General features: G+C 49.6%; 20 protein-coding genes. 15 read left to right on the plus strand and 5 right to left on the minus strand.

Annotated features, from left to right (window positions below; all coding sequences use genetic code 11):
• Nucleotides 1-3 precede the first annotated feature (3 nt).
• The gene (locus D5E69_RS02735; protein ID WP_156183299.1) at nucleotides 4-162 is read right to left on the minus strand and encodes a hypothetical protein; all 159 of its coding nucleotides are present in this window, start codon (nucleotides 160-162) and stop codon (nucleotides 4-6) included.
• 198 nt (nucleotides 163-360) lie between these two features.
• Between D5E69_RS02735 and D5E69_RS02740 the strand changes: the two genes are divergently transcribed.
• The 7 genes from D5E69_RS02740 (at nucleotide 361) to D5E69_RS02770 (ending at nucleotide 7,294) form a co-directional block, all read left to right on the plus strand.
• Entirely contained in the window at nucleotides 361-696 is a 336-nt protein-coding gene (locus tag D5E69_RS02740; RefSeq protein WP_048007789.1) for a hypothetical protein, read from the plus strand.
• A 176-nt stretch (nucleotides 697-872) separates the two neighbouring features.
• A complete protein-coding gene (locus D5E69_RS02745) occupies nucleotides 873-1,916 on the plus strand; it encodes an ABC transporter substrate-binding protein (protein ID WP_048014750.1) in 1,044 nt (347 codons plus the stop codon).
• 17 nt (nucleotides 1,917-1,933) lie between these two features.
• Nucleotides 1,934-2,863 (plus strand): nucleoside hydrolase, encoded by a 930-nt coding sequence (locus tag D5E69_RS02750; RefSeq protein WP_048007791.1) that lies wholly within the window; start codon nucleotides 1,934-1,936, stop codon nucleotides 2,861-2,863.
• Between the two features lie 26 nt (nucleotides 2,864-2,889).
• Nucleotides 2,890-3,711: an ABC transporter permease gene (locus tag D5E69_RS02755; protein WP_048007792.1), complete on the plus strand. Its 822-nt coding sequence runs from the start codon at nucleotides 2,890-2,892 to the stop codon at nucleotides 3,709-3,711.
• A 6-nt stretch (nucleotides 3,712-3,717) separates the two neighbouring features.
• Nucleotides 3,718-4,503, plus strand: a complete 786-nt coding sequence (locus D5E69_RS02760) for an ABC transporter permease (protein ID WP_048007793.1) — start codon at nucleotides 3,718-3,720, stop codon at nucleotides 4,501-4,503.
• A gap of 15 nt (nucleotides 4,504-4,518) precedes the next feature.
• Complete coding sequence (locus D5E69_RS02765) at nucleotides 4,519-5,571, plus strand: ABC transporter ATP-binding protein (RefSeq protein ID WP_048007794.1); 1,053 nt, start codon at nucleotides 4,519-4,521, stop codon at nucleotides 5,569-5,571.
• A gap of 16 nt (nucleotides 5,572-5,587) precedes the next feature.
• Nucleotides 5,588-7,294, plus strand: a complete 1,707-nt coding sequence (locus D5E69_RS02770; RefSeq protein WP_048007795.1) for an adenine deaminase C-terminal domain-containing protein — start codon at nucleotides 5,588-5,590, stop codon at nucleotides 7,292-7,294.
• Nucleotides 7,295-8,585: 1,291 nt separating this feature from the next.
• Here D5E69_RS02770 and D5E69_RS02775 read toward each other — a convergent pair.
• Entirely contained in the window at nucleotides 8,586-9,434 is an 849-nt protein-coding gene (locus D5E69_RS02775) for a MurR/RpiR family transcriptional regulator (RefSeq protein ID WP_048006759.1), read from the minus strand.
• Between the two features lie 297 nt (nucleotides 9,435-9,731).
• Between D5E69_RS02775 and gntK the strand changes: the two genes are divergently transcribed.
• The 3 genes from gntK (at nucleotide 9,732) to D5E69_RS02790 (ending at nucleotide 12,776) form a co-directional block, all read left to right on the plus strand.
• Nucleotides 9,732-11,252, plus strand: coding sequence for a gluconokinase (gene gntK, locus D5E69_RS02780; RefSeq protein WP_048006929.1), 1,521 nt, complete (start codon nucleotides 9,732-9,734; stop codon nucleotides 11,250-11,252).
• A gap of 90 nt (nucleotides 11,253-11,342) precedes the next feature.
• Nucleotides 11,343-12,062, plus strand: a complete 720-nt coding sequence (locus D5E69_RS02785) for a YebC/PmpR family DNA-binding transcriptional regulator (RefSeq protein ID WP_048006760.1) — start codon at nucleotides 11,343-11,345, stop codon at nucleotides 12,060-12,062.
• 57 nt (nucleotides 12,063-12,119) lie between these two features.
• Nucleotides 12,120-12,776: an oxidoreductase gene (locus D5E69_RS02790; RefSeq protein WP_048006761.1), complete on the plus strand. Its 657-nt coding sequence runs from the start codon at nucleotides 12,120-12,122 to the stop codon at nucleotides 12,774-12,776.
• A gap of 55 nt (nucleotides 12,777-12,831) precedes the next feature.
• Here the strand turns inward: D5E69_RS02790 and D5E69_RS02795 are convergent, their stop codons facing one another.
• Nucleotides 12,832-13,662, minus strand: coding sequence for a TetR/AcrR family transcriptional regulator (locus D5E69_RS02795; RefSeq protein WP_048006762.1), 831 nt, complete (start codon nucleotides 13,660-13,662; stop codon nucleotides 12,832-12,834).
• Between the two features lie 163 nt (nucleotides 13,663-13,825).
• On the opposite strand from D5E69_RS02795, the gene D5E69_RS02800 reads away from it, so the two are divergent.
• The 3 genes from D5E69_RS02800 (at nucleotide 13,826) to D5E69_RS02810 (ending at nucleotide 20,345) form a co-directional block, all read left to right on the plus strand.
• Nucleotides 13,826-16,993 carry an efflux RND transporter permease subunit gene (locus D5E69_RS02800; protein ID WP_048006763.1) on the plus strand — a complete coding sequence of 1,056 codons (3,168 nt, stop codon included), beginning with the start codon at nucleotides 13,826-13,828 and terminating at the stop codon, nucleotides 16,991-16,993.
• A 116-nt stretch (nucleotides 16,994-17,109) separates the two neighbouring features.
• Nucleotides 17,110-18,426 carry an oligosaccharide flippase family protein gene (locus tag D5E69_RS02805; protein WP_048006764.1) on the plus strand — a complete coding sequence of 439 codons (1,317 nt, stop codon included), beginning with the start codon at nucleotides 17,110-17,112 and terminating at the stop codon, nucleotides 18,424-18,426.
• A 65-nt stretch (nucleotides 18,427-18,491) separates the two neighbouring features.
• Nucleotides 18,492-20,345, plus strand: a complete 1,854-nt coding sequence (locus D5E69_RS02810) for a cation:proton antiporter (RefSeq protein ID WP_200843176.1) — start codon at nucleotides 18,492-18,494, stop codon at nucleotides 20,343-20,345.
• Nucleotides 20,346-20,401: 56 nt separating this feature from the next.
• On the opposite strand, the gene D5E69_RS23330 is transcribed toward D5E69_RS02810, so the two are convergent.
• Together D5E69_RS23330 and D5E69_RS02815 are read right to left on the minus strand one after the other, a co-directional pair.
• A complete protein-coding gene (locus D5E69_RS23330) occupies nucleotides 20,402-20,539 on the minus strand; it encodes a hypothetical protein (protein ID WP_187427196.1) in 138 nt (45 codons plus the stop codon).
• Between the two features lie 44 nt (nucleotides 20,540-20,583).
• Nucleotides 20,584-21,309: a TspO/MBR family protein gene (locus tag D5E69_RS02815; protein ID WP_316247160.1), complete on the minus strand. Its 726-nt coding sequence runs from the start codon at nucleotides 21,307-21,309 to the stop codon at nucleotides 20,584-20,586.
• 199 nt (nucleotides 21,310-21,508) lie between these two features.
• On the opposite strand from D5E69_RS02815, the gene D5E69_RS02820 reads away from it, so the two are divergent.
• Together D5E69_RS02820 and D5E69_RS02825 are read left to right on the plus strand one after the other, a co-directional pair.
• Nucleotides 21,509-23,296 (plus strand): M3 family oligoendopeptidase, encoded by a 1,788-nt coding sequence (locus D5E69_RS02820; protein WP_048006765.1) that lies wholly within the window; start codon nucleotides 21,509-21,511, stop codon nucleotides 23,294-23,296.
• Nucleotides 23,297-23,573: 277 nt separating this feature from the next.
• Nucleotides 23,574-23,801 carry a hypothetical protein gene (locus tag D5E69_RS02825; protein WP_159129157.1) on the plus strand — a complete coding sequence of 76 codons (228 nt, stop codon included), beginning with the start codon at nucleotides 23,574-23,576 and terminating at the stop codon, nucleotides 23,799-23,801.
• Nucleotides 23,802-23,886 lie beyond the last annotated feature (85 nt).

Consider the following 23,886-nt stretch of genomic DNA (forward strand, 5'->3'; position numbering starts at 1 on the left):
TCCCTAATGGGAATCGGGCTTTGTGTATTCGTCTTCGTTTTCCACTGGGGGATCGATCCTGCTTGCATCTTCCACGTGAAGCGTCTTCCGTAGAAAAAAGATGAGAAACCCAAGGATCATGCCTAAAATAAAAATGAATCCGATGGTGACGGCGATATTCATATCATCCCTCCCAACTGCCTATATGGGTAGTGTATGAGGGCCAGGGTTGGTCGTATGCCTTTTAATGTTCGTGATTAGGTGTATATGGAAACGTTATTTTAATAAAAATCTACAAATATCGATAAAAATCCGTATATTCTATTGTCAACTTACTAAAAAAATGTATAATAACTAGTAACAACTTTGTTGGCGGGTGAAATGATGACGAAGGATGCGAATGAAACGAAAAAGATTCTTTCCCACTTGTACAATGACGTCTCCAAGGAACTATTCGGTTTCGGGACGACACTACTGAAGGTGAAGATCGAAGAAAAGATCATCACGTTTCAAGCGAAGCATCGCCGCGCACCCAGATCACAGGCTCTCGAAGGGGAAGCGCCCCATCTGAAGCTTGAAGTCGATTTTCACATGTCGATCCTGTTCAAGAAGAAGCTCAAAGAAAAGCTGAAAGAGATCGGATGGGACATCGAGGCGGTCCTACGGGATTACGATTCCCTCACCCAGATTGCTTTCACAAACATCATCGTCAAATAGAATACCTGGACGTCCCGACTTGATTCATCTTGAAGGGATGCCGTTTAATCTTCTGGATTTGTTTCATCTTTGTTTACGAAGAAAAGACAATCTTGAGTAGAATGCTTTTATTCTATTTAGGGTTGTCTTTTTTTATATGCTATTCACTAAAAAACAATCATCAGGGGGTCAAGAAAATGAAAAAGTTCATCGTCATTCTTACCGTTGCGTCGCTTTTCCTACTGGGAGCATGCAGTGGTAATGGTTCAGGCAGTAAGAAGGATTCCAAGAAGCTCGTCATCTCCACATGGGGATTTGCTGAAGACTTCTTCGATAAAGAAGTGTATAAGCCGTTTGAAGAAGAGAACAATGTAGAAATCGTCCTCGACACGGGCAACAACGCAGATCGTTTGAATAAGGTCCGTCAAGGCCGCGGGGATGTGGATGTCATCTTCCTATCCGACTACTATGCGCAACAGGGGATCGATGATGGACTGTTTGCGAAGATTGATCATTCAAAGCTGAAAAATCTTGATTCCATCTATGATGTAGCTAAAGCTCCTCTTGGAGAAGAGTATGGTCCTGCTTATACGGTCGGTCAGTTTGGTATCGCCTATAATGCGGATGAAGTGAAACAACCGATCAAGGATTGGGATGACCTATGGCGCAAGGATCTGAAGGCATCCATTACCATTCCGGGGATCACCTCCACAAGCGGTCCGATGATGCTTGATGCAGCATCGAAGGTCAGTGGCGCAGACACATTCAATGAAGACCAAGCATTTGATCAAATGAAAGACATCCTGCCGAATGTTGTGAAAGAATACGGCCAGACGTCGGAATTCGTCAATATGTTCTCTCAGGGAGAGATCGTGGCTGGACCAATCATGGAAATGTATTTCGCCGATTTGAAAGAAGCCGTACCGAGTGCAACATTCGTTTCACCTGAAAAAGGCGGATATGCCGTCATGAATACGGTGAACGTTGTAAAAGATTCGAAGAATAAAGAGATGGCTGAGAAGTTCATCGATTATATATTGAGCAAAGAAGTACAAGAGAAGTCAGCGAAGGCCAAGGTCGATTCACCTGTCAACACCGAAGTGAAGCTATCTGAGGAAGAAGCAGAGGGATTGACGTACGGGGAAGAGGTTGTAGAAGGATTGAATACGCTGGATATGGAGTTTGTGAATCAGAATTCCAAGCAGTGGATCGACCGTTGGAACCGTGAACTGGCAAACTAACAATGGGAGTGGATGACATGAAGCGTAAACTGATACTTGATGTGGATACCGGCATAGATGATGCGATCGGCATCATCCTGGCAGTGAAAAGCAGGGAGTTCGATCTTCTTGGAATCACAACGGTGAATGGAAACGTGTCCCTTGATCAAGCAACGGACAATACGCTGAAGGTTTTGGATCTACTCGGGGAAACCAATCTGTCTGTGATCAAAGGGGCCGATGCCCCTTTGATCAGGCCCCAATTCTTCGAACATGGGGTACACGGGGAAGACGGACTTGGCGGGGAATTGAAGGATATCCTTCCATCAAGACCTGCGGAGGAAGGATTTGCCCCTGATTTCATCATCAATTCGATCCTGAATTTCCCTCATGAGGTCACGCTTGTCATGACGGGTCCACTGACCAATCTGGCCTTAGCGATTAAGAAATGTCCACAGATTGTCCACTATGTGAAAGAAGTCATTTTCATGGGCGGAGTGGTCAAGGGACCGGGGAATGTCACGCCGACGGCCGAGTTCAATATGGTGGTAGATCCGGAGGCTGTGAAGATTGTGCTTCACGCAGGCTTCAACGATATCACCCAGGTGGGGCTCGATGTCACCAGACACGCAATCCTGAAGGAAGACCATATCCAGGCGATTGAAAATCCCGTGATCCGTGAGTATATCGATAACAGCACGGCTCAATACCGCAAACGGTACTTCAAACGGAACGGCGTGGACGGTTGTGCCATGCACGATCCGCTTGCTGTCGCGGTTGCCATCGATAAAAGTCTCGTCAAGACCGAGGACTTCTTCGTCGATGTGGAGACGAGGAGCGAGCTATGTGATGGTCAACTCGTATGTGACTTCCAGAACAGGTTGGAGCAAGACAGGAATCTATCCGTCTGTACGGAGGTCGATGAAGCGGCTTTCCTACGATTATTCCATTCCATCGTTTCATCTTAATCTATTGGAGACAGGGGTTTTTGAGTATGAAGACGCGTTATATGTATCTATTGATGCTACCTGGCATCCTGTTTTTGACGGTATTCATGATTATTCCCATCGTCCTCACGATCGGGACGACGTTTACCGACGGAAGCGGGATCACCTTAGACGGGTACCTGACGTTCCTGAAGGATCGATATTTCCTTGATATTCTATTCACCACGCTGCGGGTCAGCCTGCTGACGACGTTGATCTGTATCATCCTTGGGTTTCCGGCAGCTTATTATATCTCAAAGCTCGGGGGCAGAATGAAGGCAGTCCTTCTGCTTCTTACGATCTTCCCATTGCTGACGAGTTCGGTTGTCCGGTCGTTCAGCTGGATGATCATTATCGGACGAAATGGATTGTTGAATAAGATGCTCCTTGGGATGGGCATCATTCACGAACCTCTCGATATCCTTTATACACCGACGGCCATCATCATCGGGTTGGTTCATTTATTTCTTCCCTTAATCATCGTTTCCCTGGTGGGGGTCATGGAGAACATCCAGCATGATCTTCTCGAAGCAGCCGAAAGCCTGGGGGCATCAAAGGCCACTGTATTCCTGAAGGTCGTTCTTCCCCTGTGTGTGCCGGGACTTGTCATCGGGAGCATCCTCGTCTTTGTGGGCAGCTTCACGGCGTACACCACACCTGCCCTATTGGGGGGCAAGCAGCGGGTCATCTCCACTTTCCTGTATCAGAACGCCATCACGCTCAATGACTGGCAGGTGGCCTCCATTGTCGCCACCATCATGATTGTCATCACGTTTGCCGTGATTGCCTGCATGAATGCATTAGCACGTAAATTGAATCCGAAGGGGTAGAGGTCGATGCAGAAGAATCGAGGATTGGCATTTTTCACATTCCTGGTATTTCTATTCTTATTGGGACCTTTGCTGATTATATCGGTGACGTCCTTTGAGGGTGGGAGCGTTTTGAAGTTCCCGCCGGAACATCTTTCATTTAAATGGTATCTGAATATATTCGATGTGCAGATGTTTATTTCCACATTCAAGACATCCATTATTGTCTCTCTCATGGGGAATCTATTCGCCCTTGTCCTTGGCATCCCGGCGGCATATGCCCTGAGTCGATTCGACTTCAAAGGGAAGAAATTGCTCGATGCCGTGTTCATTTCCCCGATCCTCATACCGGGGATCGTCCTTGGCTTTTCATTCCTTCGCTATATCGTCGGGGCCTATCAGCTTCCGATCTATACAGCGCTTTTCATCGGTCATACCATCATCATGCTCCCTTTCATCATCAGGGTCATTTCATCGAGTCTATCAAACTTTGATTTTTCCATCGAAGAGGCTGCAGAGAGCCTGGGAGCGAGCAAGGTCAAGACGTTCTTCATCGTCGTCCTGCCGAATATCAAGTCAGGGATCCTGGCAGCGGTCATGATCGCATTCCTGGAATCCTTCAATAACGTCGACATATCCGTATTCATGACCGGACCGGGCATCTCTACGTTCCCGATCCAAATGCTCACGTATGTTGAGAACTATTTCGATCCGACCATCGCGGCGATTTCCGTCCTCCTCATGGTCATCACGGCATTCTTCATGTTCATGGTTGAAAGACTGATGGGACTATCTTATTTCACTAAACGATAAAAGGGGGCCACTCCATTGGCATTATTTAGTTTGGACGATGTATCTGTTTCCTATAATAAGCAAACGATCCTGGAGAACTTCAATCTTGAGATCGAGAAGGGTCAGCTCGTTTCCCTGCTTGGACCAAGTGGATGCGGGAAAACGACCACGCTCCGATTGATCGCAGGATTCCTGAAAGCGAACAAGGGGAAATTCCTTCTGAACGGTAAAGATTATACAAAGGTTCCCGTGAACAAGCGTAATTTCGGTTTTGTATTCCAGAACTACGCCCTTTTCCCCCATTTATCAATCTTTGATAATGTGGCATTCGGACTCCGGCTGAGGAAGCTTGGAAAAGGAGAGATAGAGAAAAAGGTAAAGAGAGTACTGGAGGTCGTCGATCTTGCAGGCTACGATCAACGATACCCGAAAGAGCTGTCAGGGGGACAAAAACAGCGTGTCGCAATTGCCAGGGCTTTGGTCATCGAACCGGAAATCCTGTTATTCGATGAACCGCTCAGCAACCTCGATGCCAATCTGAGAGTGAACATGAGGGTGGAAATCCGCCGGATCCAGCAGGAGCTCGGGATTACAACGGTTTACGTATCCCATGATCAGGAGGAGTGTTTCTCCATCTCCGATAAGGTAGCCATCATGAACAAAGGCGTCATTGAACAGCTCGATGAACCGACGAGCATCTATCAGTATCCTAAAACGAGATTCATTGCTGATTTCATCGGGTTTAAGAACTTCATCGAGTTTGAGGAGCGGCAGGATGCAGAGGACACGATCCGGCTATCCGTTTCTGGTCATGATTTTGTCTTGACCAGGCATCCGCAAATGAGCAGATCAGGAAAGATCGGTGCCATCCGGCCGGACAACCTCCTGCTCCATGAAGGGACGAAGGAAGGAATGAACATCATTCCCGGCATCGTGAAGATCTCGACCTACCTTGGACGCAGCTTCCAATTCGTCGTGGAAACAGCCCTTGGCGATTTCACCGTGAATAAAGAAACAGCACTGCCTTACCGTGCGGGAGAAAAGGTCTCGCTCGAAATACCTCAGGATCAGATGGTTGTGGTGGAATAGCTTTAGGAGGGAAAGTATGAAAGTCGATATGCTGGTAACGGACGTTCGCGTCTACAACAGTTATTTTAAACGATTCACAAAAGGGAACGTAGCCATCAAAGACGGAAAGTTCTTCTATATCGGGGACCGGGGAGCGGAGTATTTCGAAGCGTCCGACGTCGTGGCAGGGGACGGTTCCTACATGGTCCCGGGTCTGATCGATATCCATCTTCATATAGAAAGCACCATGGTGACACCCGCTACCTTTTCATACGGCCTGATCCGGAACGGGGTCACGACCATTGTGCCCGAACCCCATGAGATGGCCAATGTATTCGGCCTGTCCGGTGTGAAGGAAATGATCCGCGCCAGTGAATCGTGCGAAGTGGACATGTTCTATTCGATTCCGAGCTCTGTCCCGGCCACTTCCATGGAAACGACGGGAGGGGCCATCGGCATCGGGGAAATCGATGATCTTCTCCGGACGGAAAGGATCAAATGCCTGGGAGAAATCATGAACTTCTATGAAATCATCACGGAAGCACCGAGTAAGACGAACGCCATCCTTGAGCATATGAACCGCGAGTATCCGGATCTGATCATCGAGGGGCATGTACCGAAGCTGCTGGACCTCGAGCTTCAGCAGGTCGCGTTCGCCGGCGTCCACTCCGATCACACGCACCAGACAGTGGAAGGGATGGAGCAGCGCATGGCGGCCGGCATGTTCGTTGAAATCCAGGAAAAGTCCATGACGCCCGAGGTGATGGAATACCTGATCAGCGAGCCGGTGGAGGAGCTCTTTTGCTTCATCACCGATGATGTGATGGCGGATTCCTTTACAGAGAGGGGCCATTTGAATGTCCTGCTGAAGAAGGCAATCGCCATGGGGATGACGCCCGAGATGGCCATTTATGCGTGTACCTATACACCAGCCCAGAGGATGCGTATGTATGATCGGGGAACGATCGCGCCTTCGAAGGTGGCAGACTTTCTGTTGGTTTCAGATCTCGAGTCGTTTGAAATCAATGAGGTGTATAAAGCGGGTCGCCGGGTCTATGATGTGAATCAATCGTATGATCAGGCTGAACCGGATCGGGCTTTCCCTGAATCCTTCTATAAAAGTGTCGACCTTGCTGAATTGAGTTTGGACGATTTTACCATGGAGAGCGGGAAAGCTGACGGTGCTTATATGTGCAGGGTGATCCAGGTGAAGAACGGGTCGACCTTCACCGAGGAAGTCCACCGGTCCGTGGTGTCCAGTGGAGGACGTCTCGAGTGGGAAGGAGGCGGTCTGGCACAGATCGCGACGTTTTCGAGATACGGGACGGAGAGCCGGGCACATGGGTTGATTGCCGGTGATATCATCAAGAGCGGTGCGTTTGCGACGACTTATTCACATGATAATCACAATCTGCTTGTTGTGGGGCATAGTCCAGAGGATATGCTACTGGCGGCGAATGAAGTGATCCGGAAGCAGGGCGGTGTGTGCTGTGTGGAAGGTGGCAAGATTTTGTCGATGCTTGAGCTGCCGGTTGGAGGGATTCTGTCTGAGGATAAGCTTGAGTGTGTGTCAGAGCAGGTGGGGCATGTGACGGCTTCGCTGAAGGCGATGGGGTATGAGCATTATAATGTGATCATGTCGCTGAGTACGCTGTCGTTGCCTGTGAGTCCGGCGTTGAAGATTACGGATCGCGGGTTGATTGATGTGAATGGGGGCCGTGTGGTTCCGTTGATTGTGGATTGAGGTAGGGAGTGGGCTTGGTGCCTGCTCTCTTTTTTTGTCCATAGATGGGACGTTCCGTTTCGCTTCGGCCGACCGCTTTCCTAGGGGAGTGAGGTGAGCCTCCTCGTGCCTGCGGGGTCTCACCCTTCACTCTATTCCCTTAGGAGTCGGTCGGCCTTCGCTACACTGCACTTTTGGTGGTGATGGGGTGATGGGTGCTGGACGTCATCCTCCCCCTTCTGTTTTGTGGGTGGTAGTGCAAAGATGGGACGTTCCGTTTCGCTGCGGCCGACCGCTTTCCTAGGGGAGTGAGGTGAGCCTCCTCGTGCCTGCGGGGTCTCACCTTTCACTCGATTCCCTTAGGAGTCGTTCGGCCTCCGCTGCACTGCACTTTTGGTGGTGATGGGGTGATGGGTGCTGGACGTCATCCTCCCCCTTCTGTTTTGTGGATAGTAGTGCATAGATGGGACGTTCCGTTTCGCTGCGGCGGACCGCTTTCCTAGGGGAGTGAGGTGAGCCTCCTCGTGCCTGCGGGGTCTCACCTTTCACTCGATTCCCTTAGGAGTCGTTCGGCCTTCGCTACACTGCACTATTGGTGGGGATGGGGTGATGGGTGCTGGACGTCATCCCCCTTCTGTTTTGTGGGTGGTAGTGCAAAGATGGGACGTTCCGTTTCGCTTGGGCCGACCGCTTTCCTAGGGGAGTGAGGTGAGCCTCCTCGTACCTGCGGGGTCTCACCCTTCACTCGATTCCCTTAGGAGTCGTTCGGGCGCTGCACTGCACTTTTAGTGGGGAAGGGTGATGGGTTCTGCACACCAGCCCCATCTGTTTTGTGGGCATTTGAGCAAAGATGGGGTTCTGGACGTCATCCCTCTCATGTTTTGTGTGGATTAATAAGGAGATGCGAAGGCGTCCAAAATGTATATATTTTATTGTAATAGAGCTGTGGGTAAGTCGCGTTAGGACGATCTGAAGTTATCCACATGGTTACTTATTCACAAGTGAGTGAATGCGTTTCTGTTAAAAGGGTTGATTGAAGAAGGCATGAGCCCTCAACTGTAGAAGTGGTGTGTGTTGGGGAGAACAGAGTAGTAACATTCCCCACCACCAGAACCAAAGAGTGGATTGAAGCGGAAGGCGCTTGACTCCAGCGGAAAAGGAGGGATGGCGAGACCCCGCAGGCACGAGGAGGCTCGAGGCCCTCCCCGCAGGAAAGCAAGAGCCTGCAGCGAAAAGGAACGGACTCTATCTCGCTTGCTTTCTATTAAAGAATTAGCAAGATTAGATACTGAAAAAAGAGAGGAATATGCAGTCACCCTCTCTTACTCTTGATGGCTTCCTGCATTTTTCTGATGGATTCCTGCCCCTTGGTTTCGCGTATCTGCAGGAGGTTGGCGTAAAGGGTGTCGATCAGGGTGAGCTGGGCGATCCTGGATGAGAGTGCTTCGTTCCTGTAGTCGGAATCCTCTGATACGGTAAAGAGGGGGATGTCGACCTGCTGGCTCAAAGGGGATTTGGCAAAGTTCGTGATCCCGATGGTGGTGGCTCCGGTGCTTTTGACGATGTCGAGGATATGAAGGATATCCTTGGTGCTACCTGAATGGGAGATGAAGATCGCGCAGTCTTCACTGGTCATTTGCGATGCTGCCATGAGTTGGATGTGGGAGTCGAGGGTCGCATGCACTTTCAACCCGGTCCGGATGAATTTGTGGTAGCCGTCAAGGGCTACGATGCCTGATCCGCCGCTACCGAAGAACTCGATGGAACGTGCCGTTTCCATGGCTTGTACGGCTTTCATCAGATCCCCTTCATCAAGTATCACGAGGGTGTCTTCGATCGTTTTGCAGTTGGAGCGGAATACTTTTGAGGCGATGGAAGTCGGGGTATCCCCTTCGTCGAGCCGTTCGTGGGAAGAATTCTTCATGATCTCGGATGCAAGGGCGATCTTCATGGCTTGGAATCCTTTGAATCCGACACGCTTGCAAAAGCGGAACACGGTCGAGTCGGCGACACCTAACCGATCTGATAGTCCGTTAATGGAAGAATGGATGGTTTCTTCCGGTCTCTTCAGGATGAAGTCGGCGATCTTTTTTTCGGTTGTGCTGAATTGAGGATAATGTGCACGGATCCTGGCGAGGCAGTGCTGGTGCTCTTGGCTCATTGAATCACACTCCTGTAAGGGTTTTCCTTCTTTCTAGTATACTAGTTTTTGGTGGAAATAAAAATAAATTCTGTAATCGTTTGCATAATAAAAAATATTTTTTTGAATGTTTTCATCATTTTTCCCATTGGATTCAACTAGGAGATTTCCATGTGTATGGTTTGGTTAAATGCGCTTTCAGGTGTTATGTTAGAAAGAGGTATTTAAAACGACAGGGCGACGTCTGCCCCGATTTAATGAAAGAAGGATCATCCCTTCTCTATGTTCGTTTAGGAGGAAATAGTCATGTCACGATATATGATAGGTGTCGATATTGGAACCACCAGTACGAAAGCTGTACTTTACAATGAAAAAGGCGAGGCGATCGAGCGTCATGGAATCGAGTATCCCCTTCACACTCCGGTTCCGGGAGTGGCAGAACAGGATCCCGAAGAGATCTTCCAGGCGGTCATCTACTGCATCAAGGAAGTAGCAGGAAGGACAGAGGAAGAGATCTCGTTCGTATCGTTCAGTTCCGCCATGCACAGTCTCATCCTGGTAGATGAGGAAAACGGCCTGCTGACCAGATCCATTACCTGGGCGGATAACCGCAGCAGTGAATGGGCGGAAAAGATCAAGCACGAGATGAACGGAATGGAGATTTACCAAAGGACCGGTACGCCGATCCATCCGATGTCCCCCCTTGTGAAACTTGCTTGGCTCCGTCATGATGAGCCCGAGCTTTTTGAAAAAGCAGCGAAGTTCATTTCCATCAAGGAATTCATCTTCCACCGTTTGTTCGACAAGTATGTGATCGATTATTCAATCGCTTCTGCCACGGGGATGTTTCATCTTGAAGATCTTGACTGGGATGAAGAAGCTCTCGAGATCGCAGGGGTTAAAAAGAATCAGTTGTCTACACCGGTTTCTACCACTACGAGTCTGACCGGACTTCAGGGGAATTACGCCGAACTCCTCGGGATCGATGCAGAGACACCGTTTTACGTAGGAGCGAGCGATGGCGTCCTTTCAAATCTCGGTGTGAACGCCATCGAGAGCGGGGTCGTCGCCGTAACGATCGGGACAAGTGGTGCGATCCGCGCCGTCACCGATCGTCCCATCACGGATCCAAAAGGGCGGATCTTCTGCTACGCGCTTACCGATAAGCATTGGATCATCGGAGGACCGGTAAACAATGGCGGCATGATCTTCCGCTGGGTGAAGGAAGAGCTCGCCACAGCCGAAGTGGACGCTGCCGGCAGACTTGGCCTGGAGCCTTATGAGGTGTTGACGGCCCTTGCCTCCAAAGTGAATCCGGGAGCGGACGGCCTGATCTTCCATCCGTATATGGCAGGAGAAAGGGCACCTCTCTGGAACGCAAAAGCACGGGGATCCTTCTTCGGACTTGCCATGCACCATAAAAAGGAGCATATGGTCAGGGCGGTCCTTGAAGGAATCGTCATGAATCTGTACAGCGTCCTTCAGGCGCTGGAAGAATTGATCGGGACCCCTGTTCGCGTGCAGGCAACCGGTGGCTTTGCCCGATCCGAACTGTGGAGGCAGATGCTCGCCGATATCTTCAATCAGGAAGTATTCGTCCCGGAAAGCTTTGAAAGCTCGTGCCTTGGTGCTGTCGTCCTCGGGATGGTGGATCAGGGATGGATGGGATCATTGGAAGAAGTGCGCTCCATGGTGGGTAGCGTTCATTCCCACCGACCTGAACCCGAGGCGGTGAAAGTGTATCAGGAGCTGATGCCGATCTTCTCGCGTCTGCCAGCGCTCCTTGCACCGGAATACGATGCCATCAGTGATTTTCAGGCAAGAAGGATCGATTCATAAGAGTGCTCCTCCCCAAACCCCACCTTTTTAGGGTATAATGAATGAGGATTGACACGATAGGAATTTATTGAACGAAAGTGAGTGTTATAGATGGGACGTAAATGGAATAATATCAAGGAAAAGAAGGCGTCCAAGGATGCCAATACAAGCAGGATCTATGCTAAATTCGGCCGTGAGATCTATGTGGTGGCCAAACAAGGAGAGCCGGATCCGGATTTGAATCAGGCACTGAAGTTCACCCTTGAGCGTGCGAAGACGTACAACGTACCGAAACATATCATCGACCGTGCCATTGAGAAAGCAAAGGGCGGTTCCGATGAGAATTATGATGAGCTCCGCTATGAAGGCTTCGGCCCTAACGGTTCCATGGTCATTGTCGATGCCTTGACCAATAATGTGAACCGTACAGCATCCGAAGTGCGTGCGGCTTTCGGCAAAAACGGCGGGAACATGGGTGTGAGTGGATCGGTTGCTTACATGTTTGATGCGACAGCTGTTATCGGGATCGAAGGCAAGTCAGAAGATGACGTTCTTGAAATCTTGATGGAAGCGGATGTAGATGCCCGCGACATCATCGCGGAAGAAGATGCGGTGATCGTGTATGCCGATCCCGATCAATTCCATGCCGTACAGGAAGCATTCAAGGCAGCAGGCATTTCGGAATTCTCCGTGGCCGAGCTGACCATGCTTGCGCAGAACGATGTAGAACTTCCTGAAGATGCAAAGGCGCAGTTCGAGAAAATGATCGATGCTCTCGAAGACCTTGAAGATGTTCAACAGGTTTATCATAACGTTGATCTAGGTGAATAAGGAATGAGGGGTGTCCCGGGTCGACCGGGGCACCCTTTTTAAAAAGGAGGCACGTTCATGGAAGGAAAAGTCGCTCTCATTGCCGGGGCAACGGGGATGGTAGGTTCCAGGCTGGTCAGGCTGCTCCTTGATTCTCCCCGTTACGATAAGGTCATCTCATTTGTCAGGAGAGAGTCCGGGGTCGTCCATGAAAAGCTGGATGAACGGGTGCAATCATTGGACGATATGAGATTGGATCCTGGTGAGACAATCGATGATGTTTACTGCTGCCTCGGAACAACGATCAAGAAAGCCAAGACCCAGGAGGCATTCAAGAGAGTCGATCATGGATATCCGCTACAGCTTGCAGAACTCGGAAAAACCCACGGGGCAAAACAATTCCTGTTGATTTCTTCAATGGGAGCCGATGTGGACTCACGCTTTTTCTATAGTCGTGTAAAAGGGATGACAGAGAGGGATGTCACGGCATTGGGGTATTCAACCCTTCACATTTTCAGGCCGTCCCTGCTTCTTGGAGAACGGGCCGAGTTCCGTTTTGGGGAAAAGATGGGGGAAGCGGCATCGCGGCTCCTTCAGCCCTTCATGAGGGGGAAGTTGAAAAAATACCGGAGCATCGAAGGGATCCAGGTGGCAAGGGGGATGCTGTCAGCTGCAAGCGGCCATTGGGATCGCAATGTTTTAATATGGGAATCAGATGCCATTCAGGAACTGTGACGATACAGGAAAAAGAGCCAGGCTCCTCCATTGGGGGCCTGGCTCTTTTATTAATTTAAACCGTATATTCCTTCAGAGCACTCAGAAGGGGGCGCAGGGAAGGATCGGATTCCAAGTTCGCCATCATGCCCTTGATGACAACCTTCCTAGGTTCTTCTTTCTCGAGTTCTTCTTTAATGACGTCAAGAGATACGCGGGTATTCTCGTCTTCCGTCTTGCTTGATGCTTCACCGATCAAGGAACAGAGTTGTGCTTTCTCCACGTGCAGGAGTGTCTCCATGCGCTCTTTGCGCATGACGGGCTCATCTCCACTCTTGATCAGCCCCTCCACCATATCATCCATCCTTCTCAACACGAAGGTGGATAAATACGCGAAATCAAGAGGGATCTGGTCTAGGATGATGGTCTCAAGGTAAGAATGGAAAAAGCCATGGATCATCATCGTGGCATCCCAAATATATGGCTCGATCGGAGGACCGTAGATCTCATAAAGCCTCCGTGAATAAAGGTGGTAGGACTCCCGTTTCATCTCCATCAACAAAGATTCGATCTTTTCATTGAAGGGGATGGCATTTTCCCTGATCTGCATGACGATGAACTCTTTATGTCTCGATACCTCCGTCAATTGGCGTTCCAGCTGCTTCTGGAATTTATCATAGGGAGGAAGGTCAGCGTGCTCGACTTCATTGATGCTTGTATAGATCATCTGGAAATAATGCTCCATGATGGCAAAAAGGAGGGCATCCTTCGATTTGAAATATAAGTAAAAGGCACCTTTGGATATATGGCATTCCTCAACGATCTCCTGAACAGAGGTAGCGTTGAATCCTTTGTTGGCAAACAGCTTCATCGACGTTTCGATGATCAATTTTTCTTTTTCTTTCATACACGTTCTCTCCCCAATGGTCTCATAGGTACATTATGACCGAATGGTCACAAAAAATAAACCCTTTTAATACATAAATTATTGACGAGTGACTGTTCGGTCAGTTATATTAGGTGATGTTATGACTAGTCGGTCAGTTTAATTTGGAAAGGAAGGTATTTGAGTGAATAGTATCATCAATTTTGTGCTGAAAAACAAATTCGCCGTTTGGTTGATGACGATCATCATCATCGTGGCGGGCTTGTATTCAGGCTTCAACATGAAGCTTGAAACATTGCCGAATATCAATACGCCTGTTGTCACCATCACGACGGTTTATCCAGGCGCGACACCGGAAGATGTGGCGGATAAAGTATCCGAACCCATCGAGCAGCGCGTCCAGAATCTGAACGGGGTGAGCGTCGTCAGCTCTACTTCGTACCAAAATGCTTCGGCCGTTCAGATTGAATATAAGTATTCCAAAGACATGGATGAAGCAAAGAGGGAAGTGGAAGATGCCGTTTCTGATATCTCCTTCCCTGACGAGGTCAACGACCCTGAGGTATCAAGGCTCAGCCTGAATGCCTTCCCGGTCATCGCCCTCAGCGTATCGGATGAGAATCAATCCCTGTCTGAATTGACGAAGACAGTGGAAGACACCATCATCCCTGAATTTGAAGGTCTTGATGGGGTTGCTTCCGTTCAAGCTTCCGGTCAGGAAGTGCAAGAAGGTCAAATCGTATTCGATCAGGATAAACTTGACCAATACGGACTGACAGAAGATACGGTGAAGAACATCATCCAAGGGTCAGACATTTCCCAGCCTCTCGGACTTTATACGTTCGATGATACTCAAAAGTCCGTCCTTGTTGACGGGAACATCACGACCGTCAAAGACCTTGAAAACGTGAAGATCCCGCTTGTCCCTTCTGGTGACGCGGGAAGTGCGCAGCAGGGGATGGGCGGTGCGGAAGGACAGTCTCCGCAGGCTCAAGCGCCTCAAGCACAGCAAGGGCAGCAGCCTGCAGCTCCTCAGCAGGGAGCAGAGATGAAGATCCCAACGGTGAAGCTGTCTGAAATCGCCGACATCAAGGTGAAAGGTGAAGCTGAATCAATCTCGAAAACCAATGGCAAGGAATCCATCGGGCTTCAGGTTGTAAAAACAGCTGATGCCAATACGGTGGATGTCGTCAATGCCGTGAAAGATCAGATGAAGAAGTTTGAGAAAGATATCGATGGTGTTGAACTGACGTCAACGTTTGACCAGGGTGAACCAATCGAAGAGTCCGTCAGTACGATGTTGAATAAAGCATTGTTCGGGGCGATCTTCGCCGTCATCATCATCCTGCTGTTCCTTCGGGATATCAAGTCAACGATCATTTCCGTCATTTCCATCCCGCTTTCCTTGTTGATTGCGATTCTTCTCCTGAAGGAAATGGATATCACATTGAACATCATGACGCTCGGAGCCATGACAGTGGCAATCGGCCGTGTCATCGATGACTCCATCGTTGTCGTAGAAAATATTTATCGCCGTATGGCCCTGCCGGGTGAAAAACTGAAAGGCAAAGAACTGATCCGGGAAGCAACGAAGGAAATGTTCGTGCCGATCATGTCTTCAACGATCGTAACGATTGCCGTGTTCCTTCCACTCGGACTGGTCCAGGGAATGATCGGGGAACTATTCCTTCCGTTCGCTTTGACCATCGTATTCGCCCTATTGGCATCACTCCTCGTGGCTGTGACCGTCGTACCGATGCTGGCCCACACGATGTTCAAGCCGGGGTCATCAAAGAAAAAACATGTGGAAAAACCAAGCCGTATGGCCAATGGATACAAGCGAATCCTGAACTGGACGCTGAATCATAAAATCATTACCTCGGTCCTTGCCATCGCCATGCTCGTAGGAAGCCTCTTCCTCGTGCCGAAGATCGGCGTGAGCTTCCTTCCTGGTGATGAAGAGAAGATGATCATGGCTACATTCAAACCGGAGCCGGGTCAGACCCGTGAAGATGTGGCGAAAATCGCCGATGAAGCAGAAAGCTATCTTCAAAGCCGAAAAGGCGCAGACACCATCCAATACTCTGTCGGAAGCGAGAATCCGATGAGTCCTGGAAGCACGAACGATGCCATTTTCTTCGTATCGTACGATGAAGATACAAAGAATTTCTCTGATGAGAAAGAAAAGGTCATCAAGCATCTTCAGGAAACCACCTCCAAAGGGGAGTGGGCATCACAGGACTTCTCTGCAAGTGCCGGAAGCAATGAGATCTCCGTTTATGTGTACGGTGATTCCGTGAAGGACATCGAACCTGTCGTCAAAGATCTTCAGAAAAAGATGGAAGACAAAGGCGACTACAAAAAAGTGAAGAACTCCCTTGCTGAATCGTACGAAGAGTACTCCTTCGTAGCCGATCAGGAGAAACTGAGCGAGCTTGGGCTCACAGCGGGCCAAATCGCCATGGAGCTCAGTCAGGACCGTCAGCGCCCTGTGCTGACCACCATCCAGAAAGACGGGGAAGATGTGGATATCTACCTCGATGCACCGAAGGAAAGCTATAAAGATATCAACGACCTGAAAGATAAAACGATTCAATCTCCACTCGGTATGGAAGTGAAGATCAGCGATGTCGTGAAGATCGAAGAAGGTGAAACATCCGATACCCTCTCAAGACGTGACGGGAAAGTTTACGCCAATGTAAGCGGTGAGCTGAAGTCGGATGATGTATCAAAAGCCTCTCAAGACCTTCAAAAAGACATTGATGATATGGATATTCCATCTGGAATCGATGTGAATATGGGTGGGGTCACCCAGGACATCCAAGAATCCTTTACACAGCTCGGCCTTGCGATGCTGGCAGCCATTGCGATCGTGTATCTGATCCTTGTCATCACATTCGGTGGAGGACTTGCGCCATTTGCCATCCTGTTCTCCTTGCCGTTCACAGTGATCGGTGCCCTTGTCGGCCTGTTGATCGCTGGTGAGACCATCAGTATTTCCTCCCTGATCGGAGCATTGATGCTGATTGGAATCGTCGTAACCAACGCCATTGTCCTTGTCGATCGTGTCATTCACAAAGAGAATGAAGGAATGTCTACGCGTGATGCCCTGCTCGAAGCAGGTGCAACCCGTCTACGTCCGATTCTCATGACGGCTATCGCGACAATCGGGGCACTCTTCCCGCTCGCTCTAGGCCTTGAAGGAAGCGGATTGATTTCCAAAGGTCTCGGTGTGACAGTCATCGGTGGATTGACAAGTTCAACCCTCCTGACCCTTGTGATCGTACCAATCGTGTATGAGATCCTCATGAAGATCAAACGCAAGGTAACGAGAAAAGCCAAAGCGGAATAACAATAAGAAAGCAGTCTCCTGACGGGGGCTGCTTTTTTTGTCGTCCTGCCTGTCCTCATATTCCGGGATGGCCAGTCATAGACTAGAACATCTTGTGATAAAGGGCGGGACTGTGGATGAATCTGTTTTACAAAGGAATCTTGATCTTGATGGTGACGGCGTTCGCAGGCGAGCTTCTGGAATTCATCATCAATATGATATTGGCGCAGGAACTGGGGGAAGCGGGACTTGGTACATATATGTCCATCCTTCCCACCGTTTTTTTAATTGTGATTTTATCCAGCATGGAGCTTCCCATCTCCCTTTCTAAGTTTTTTGCAGAGAGGGAAGAACGTCTCCACAGGGGGATGCTTGGCTATGCGTTCCGTTTCGCTCTCCTGACGACCATCATCCTCCTCGGCATCATGGTCCTTGTCTATGCATGGACGCCCTTATTCAGTGGCTACCATCAGGGGATCAGATGGCTGATCATCCTCATCATCCCGATCATAGCCTTCACCTCCATTACGCGGGGATACTTCATGGGGATCCAGAAGATGGGGAAGATCGCTGTGGCCAATTTCCTTAGAAAAGGCATCCAGCTTCTACTCCTTGTGTCCATCTATCAATTCTTGGAGTTTGAGCTCAATACGTCCATCTTTATTGCACTTGGCACGATGATCGCCAGCGAGTGCATTGTATTTGTCTATTTAATCCATGCTTACATAGTCGAGATACGGGGTAAAAGGAAAGATAGCCATAGCAGTCTGCCGAAGGGGGAGATGAGAAAAGCGGTATTGTCGGTTTCGATCCCGACGACATTTTTACGGATTTTCCATGCTCTGACCCATGCCATCCAGCCTTTTCTCATCAAACTGGCACTCGTCATGTCAGGGATGGAGGCAGGGGAGGCCAATGAACATTTCGGCATGCTCGCGGGGATTGCCTTGACCATCGGATTCTTCCCTTCTTTCATCGCCGTTTCCATGATGACGGTCCTCATCCCGACGATATCAGAGAAGGCTTCTTCAAACGATTGGCCGGGGATTCTAGCTCACTTGAAGCAGGTGATGTGGCTCACGATCGGATACGGGATCCCTGTCGTATTCGTGTACTATGCTTGGGGAGACGCCATTACAGAGCGATTCTTCCACTCTGTGACATCGGCCTATTACCTGAAGCTTTTATGGCCATATTTCTTATTCCACTTCTTGATGCTGCCGCTTCAAGCATTCATGATCGGTCTTGGACTCGTGAAGGATGCCCTGCTTCATACGGTGTGGGCGAGTGCATTTTCCTTCGCGTGCATCTATTTCATGGGTTCCCGCTACGGCATGGAAGGGGTCATCGTCGGGATGAATGGTGGAGCCGTCCTCGCCATGCTGCTTCACTACTTCACTATCTGTAAAGAGTTGGAAGCGACGGTTTGGTTAAAACCCGCGGAAAAAATATAAACTAAACATAGCTCATTGAAAGTCAGCGGGCCCCGCTGGCTTCATTACGTTAAAGGAGAAACTGTATGATTGAATCGATCTTATTTAACCTTATGTTAGTCGGCTTCCTGGGAATCGCTTCCCAATGGGCGGCATGGAGGTTCAAGCTTCCCGCCATCGTCGTCATGTCCATCGTCGGCTTACTAGCTGGTCCGATTCTCGGACTGATCAATCCTGAAGAAGTCTTCGGGGAACTGTATGAACCGCTTATTTCCATGGCTGTTGCCATCATCCTATTCGAAGGGAGCCTGAATCTGGATTTCAGGGAAGTGAGGGGCCTCGGTAAACCGGTCTTCAGGATTGTAACCATCGGTGCATTCCTCGCCTGGATCTTGGGTTCACTGGGTGCCCACTATGTTGCGGGACTGTCATGGGCCGTTGCCTTCGTCATCGGAGGGTTGTTCATCGTTACCGGTCCTACGGTCATCCTGCCCCTCCTCAGGCAGTCAAAACTTAAGCCGAGACCTGCGGCGATCCTGAAATGGGAAGGCATCATCGTCGATCCATTCGGTGCGCTCCTTGCTGTTTTTGCATTTGAAATCATTAATTTCCTTATCAGCGAGGATGCTACCATTCTGAAGCTCGTCTCATTCTTTGCTGCATCGCTGTTTGCCATTCTCCTTGGGTGGGGGCTTGGACGGTTCACCGGTTTTCTATTCGAAAAGGGACATGTACCGGAATTCTTGAAATCACCGGTCGTCTTTGCCTTAGTGCTGGCGGGCTTTTCGGTTTCTGATCAAATTATGCATGAAACAGGGCTGCTGGCCGTTACTGCCATGGGGATGACGCTTGCCAATATGCATATTGCCTCGATCAGTGATATGAGACATTTCAAAGAAAATATCTCTGTATTGCTCACATCGACCATATTCGTCATGCTGACAGCTTCCCTGACAGTGGATACCCTGCTTGAGATCTTTGACTGGCAGATCATTGGATTTGTGCTTCTCATGCTATTCATCGTAAGACCGTTGTCCATATGGTTATCAACCATCGGAACAGATCTGACGAAAAGGGAAAAAATACTGGTGGGATGGATCGCACCGCGCGGAATCGTAGCCCTTACGGTGTCAAGCTACTTCGCTTCTGTTCTGTTGGACAAGGGGTTCAAGGATGCATCCATCCTCACCTCGCTGACATTTGCCCTTGTCTTTGCCACGGTATGTGCCCACGGTTTCTCCATCAAGTGGCTGGCGAGTAAACTGAAGCTTGCCAATGATGAGAATCCCGGCGTCATACTGGTCGGGGGGAGTGCATTCAGTACTGAATTTGCGAAGGCGCTTCGTGAACTGAAGATCCCCACATTGATCGCTGATTCATCTTGGCAGCGACTCTACACGGCAAGAAAGGCCGGACTGCCGTTCTATTCGGGGGAGATCCTTTCAGAGAAGACGGAATATTGCCTGGATATGACCCCATATGACTATATGATCGCAGCCACGGAACTCGATTCCTATAATGCGCTCGTCTGTACTTCGTTCATCTCTGAGTTCGGAAGGAATAACCTGTATCAGTTGAACCTAAGGAACCAGTCGGGAGAAGACCTGGAGGAAATGGTCCATACCATCGGCGGGAATATCGTCTTCCAGGATGGACCGACGTGGGAAGAACTCAACAAACGGGTGGAGCATGGGGATGTGTTCCGGAAGACAACCGTCACGGAGAAATATCCATTCAAGAGCTATATGGAAGATATAGAGGAAGGAACGATCCTGCTCCTCATCCAGAAGCCGACAGGCAAGGTTGAATTCTTCCGCAATGAAGCCTCTCCAAGGGTGGAAGAAGGAGACATCGTCGTCAGCTTGACCACCCGGAAGAAGGAAATGAATAAAATCAACGAACGGATCGCAGAAAATAAAGAAACAGAACGAAATAGATAAAAGAAAAATGAAAAGCCATCCCTGTGAACGGGATGGCTTTTCGATATGGAGGGCGTTTAACGGCGCTCGCTATGAAGCATATTACTGAGAAGCTTCTTCACTTCATTATAGGTCCTGCCAGATTGTGCATTAAGGCGTTTCACTTCGTCAATATCCGTTCCGGCAGTCGTTTTGCGAGATTGGTTTTGGCTCAATTCCACACACCCCCTGTACATACTATGAGCAGGGGGTGCAGGAGCTATGCTGTTACCTTTTTCCTTCTGTAAAAGACATCGAAGAGGAAGATGATGACGGCGAGTGCATAGGCTGCATAAGCATATCCGGAGTGCTCATCCATATTCTTCACTCCGATTCCGATGAATGCCCAGACGATGACAAGCGGATATAGGAAGTCGTTTTCCTTCGTCCTGAACCAGAACGCGAGGATGGTCGCTGCCGCCAATCCAAGGGAAGCCCATACGGTATCAGGGATGCCGAAGCCGTCGAAACCGATCTCGGTCAGATAGTACGTGACATTCACGATCGCGGCTACTGAAATCCATCCAAGGTAGATGGAGAATGGTGCCTGATCCAGAAGGGAAGGATCCGTCGATTTCACCCGTTTATACAGGGCAATCAGGGTAAGGAGGATTCCCGCCATGACCAGGACAGAGATGCCGAAATAGTTATAGTGCCACATCACGATCCATAAAGAGTTGAAGAGACAGTTGAGGATGAACCATCCGCTTGTGCGTGTATAGAGGGGAAGATCCCTCCGTGCCTTCGGGATCTGTCTCAGGACCCAGATGCCCAACAGTAAGTAGATCAGGCTCCAGATGGAGAAGACATAGCCAGCAGGTGTGAGCATGATATCCAGGCGGTCACTGATTTCGCCTGTGGATTGATTGTTCAGGGGCAGGGTGACTGCCAGTGTGTTCATCACGATGACCAATGCAAACGCAAGGATGTTAAGAATGACTCTCATAATGATGACCTCCAATTTTTTCGTAGTTTATCCGGAAAATCGTTTTCCATGCTATACTATTCCACTTTTGCCATATTAAAAACCTCCGGACGACAGTTTGGGAAGAAAGGATTAAGGACGTGTAAAGCAGGAATTTTACCCTGTCATCACGAATAAAGGCAGAGAGAAGGATAAAAACGAACACTTTTAGGAGGACATAATGAGCCATTCAACACATACATATTCGGAAGTTTGGGATCTGGACGTATTTTTCGAAGGGGGGAGCGGATCAGCCGAGTTCCGGGCACATCTGGAAAAACTGAAAGAGATGAAGCGCCGGTTCGAAGAAAATGCGGTGGCATTCTATCCGCCTCAAACTGGAGAAGATGCAGCCCTCGTCTGGAAACTGATCGATGAAGCGAAAGACGTCATGATGAACCTCAGACAGGCAGGCGCATTCGTCAGCTGTCTCGAGGCACAGGATATGCACGACAGGAAGGCCAATGCCCTTCGCGGAGAAGTGACGACCATCAGCGCGGACTTTTCAAGTGTGTTCACGAAATTCCAGCAGCAGCTGTCTGAATGCAGCGAACAGGTATGGGCCGAGCTACTCAAGCATGAAGGACTGAAGGAAATCGCCTTTGTCCTTGAAGAATGGCGTCAAAAAGCAAAAGATAAACTATCAAGTGAGGAAGAGTCTTTGATCGGGGCACTTGCAGTGGACGGCTACCATGGATGGGGCCAGATGTATGACACAATCGTAGGCACCATGACCATCGAACATGACGGGAAGAGCTATTCCGTAGGACAGGCGAATAATCTTCTTTCCCACCCTGACGACAACACGCGTAAAGCAGTGTTCGAGAAGCTTGAAAAAGCCTGGGGAGAAAAAGAAGAGCTGTTTGCCAAAACACTGAATCACCTATCCGGATTCAGGCTCAATGTCTATAAAAAGCGAGGCTGGGAAGAGATTTTAAAAGAGCCTCTTGAATACAACCGGATGAAGCAGGAAACCCTCGATGCCATGTGGGGAGCGATCTCCAAACATAAGGCTCCATTCGTCGAGTACCTTAATCGAAAAGCGAAGATCCTAGGCAAGGAAAAGCTGACATGGTCAGACCTTGATGCCCCTGTGGCAAAAACGACCTCCACCATGTCCTACGATGAAGGAGCGGCATTCATCCAGAAACAGTTTGCGCGTTTCGGATCCGAGATGGCCCAGTTCACAGAAAAAGCGTTCGAGGATTCTTGGATCGAAGCGGAGGATCGTCCCGGGAAACGTCCTGGAGGCTTCTGTACCTCCTTCCCACTCAGTCAGCAGTCACGGATCTTCATGACCTATTCGGGGACGATGTCCAATGTATCGACCCTTGCCCATGAGCTTGGTCATGCGTTCCATTCACATGCCCTGAAGGACATGCATACGCTGAACCGCAATTATGCCATGAACGTGGCTGAAACGGCCTCCACATTTGCAGAAATGATCGTGGCGGACGCGGCGGTACAGGAAGCGGGATCGAAGGAAGAGAAGGTCGCGCTTATTGAAGACAAGCTTCAGCGCAGTGTGGCGTTCTTCATGAACATCCACGCGCGTTTCCTGTTCGAGACGCGATTCTATGAGGAGCGTGAGAAAGGGATCGTATCAGCCGATAAACTGAATGAGCTGATGGCGGAAGCGCAGAAGGAAGCGTATGCGGGTGCAGTGGATGAAGTCCATCCACACTTCTGGGCATCGAAGCTTCATTTCTACATCACGGGCGTGCCGTTCTATAACTTCCCGTATACGTTCGGATACTTGTTCTCGCTGAGCATTTATGCGAAGGCTCTTGAGGCTGGCGGGGATTATGAGGAGAAGTATATGGCGCTGCTTCGTGATACGGCGGTGATGAATGTGGAGGAGCTTGCGATGAAGCATCTTGGCGAGGATATCACGAAAGAGGCGTTCTGGGAGAAGGGGATCAGGCTTTGCATTCAGGATGCGGAGGAGTTTCTCGAGTTGACGAAATAAGCATGAACAGCGTTTGTCAGGTTTCTGGCAGGCGCTGTTTTTTTTTGTGGGATTGCCATCCTATTTTTTAACGAGTATGTGGTAGAGAGGAGATCGTTCCGTTTCGCTGCGGCCACCCGCTTTCCATGGGGCGTGCGGTGAACCGCTTCGGCGTTGCCTGCAGGGTCTCACCCTACCCGCTTCTCCCATAGGAGTCGGGAGGTCTTCGCTGCACTTCACTCTGTGCGTATGAGAGGGGATGTGCTGATTCGAAACAGGAAAAATTGCTATCCTGCTCTTGCAATGGGTACGTGGTGGAGAGGAGATCGTTCCGTTCCGCTGCGGCCACCCGCTTTCCATGGGGCGTGCGGTGAGCCGCTTCGGCGCGCCTGCAGGGTCTCACCCTGCCCGCTATTCCCATAGGAGTCGGGAGGCCTTCGCTGCACTGCACTCTGTGGAAATGAGAGGGGATGTGCTGATTGGAACAGGAAATCGCCATCCTGTTTTTACAATGAGTATGGTGTGAATGCGAGACCGTTCCGTGCGCTGCACCTTGCGCGCAGGAAGGGTAATCGGATAATTCGAAACAGGTCATCACATGCCTGGTTTCT

The organism is Rossellomorea marisflavi (assembly GCF_009806575.1).
Classification (GTDB): Bacteria; Bacillota; Bacilli; order Bacillales; family Bacillaceae_B; genus Rossellomorea; species Rossellomorea marisflavi_A.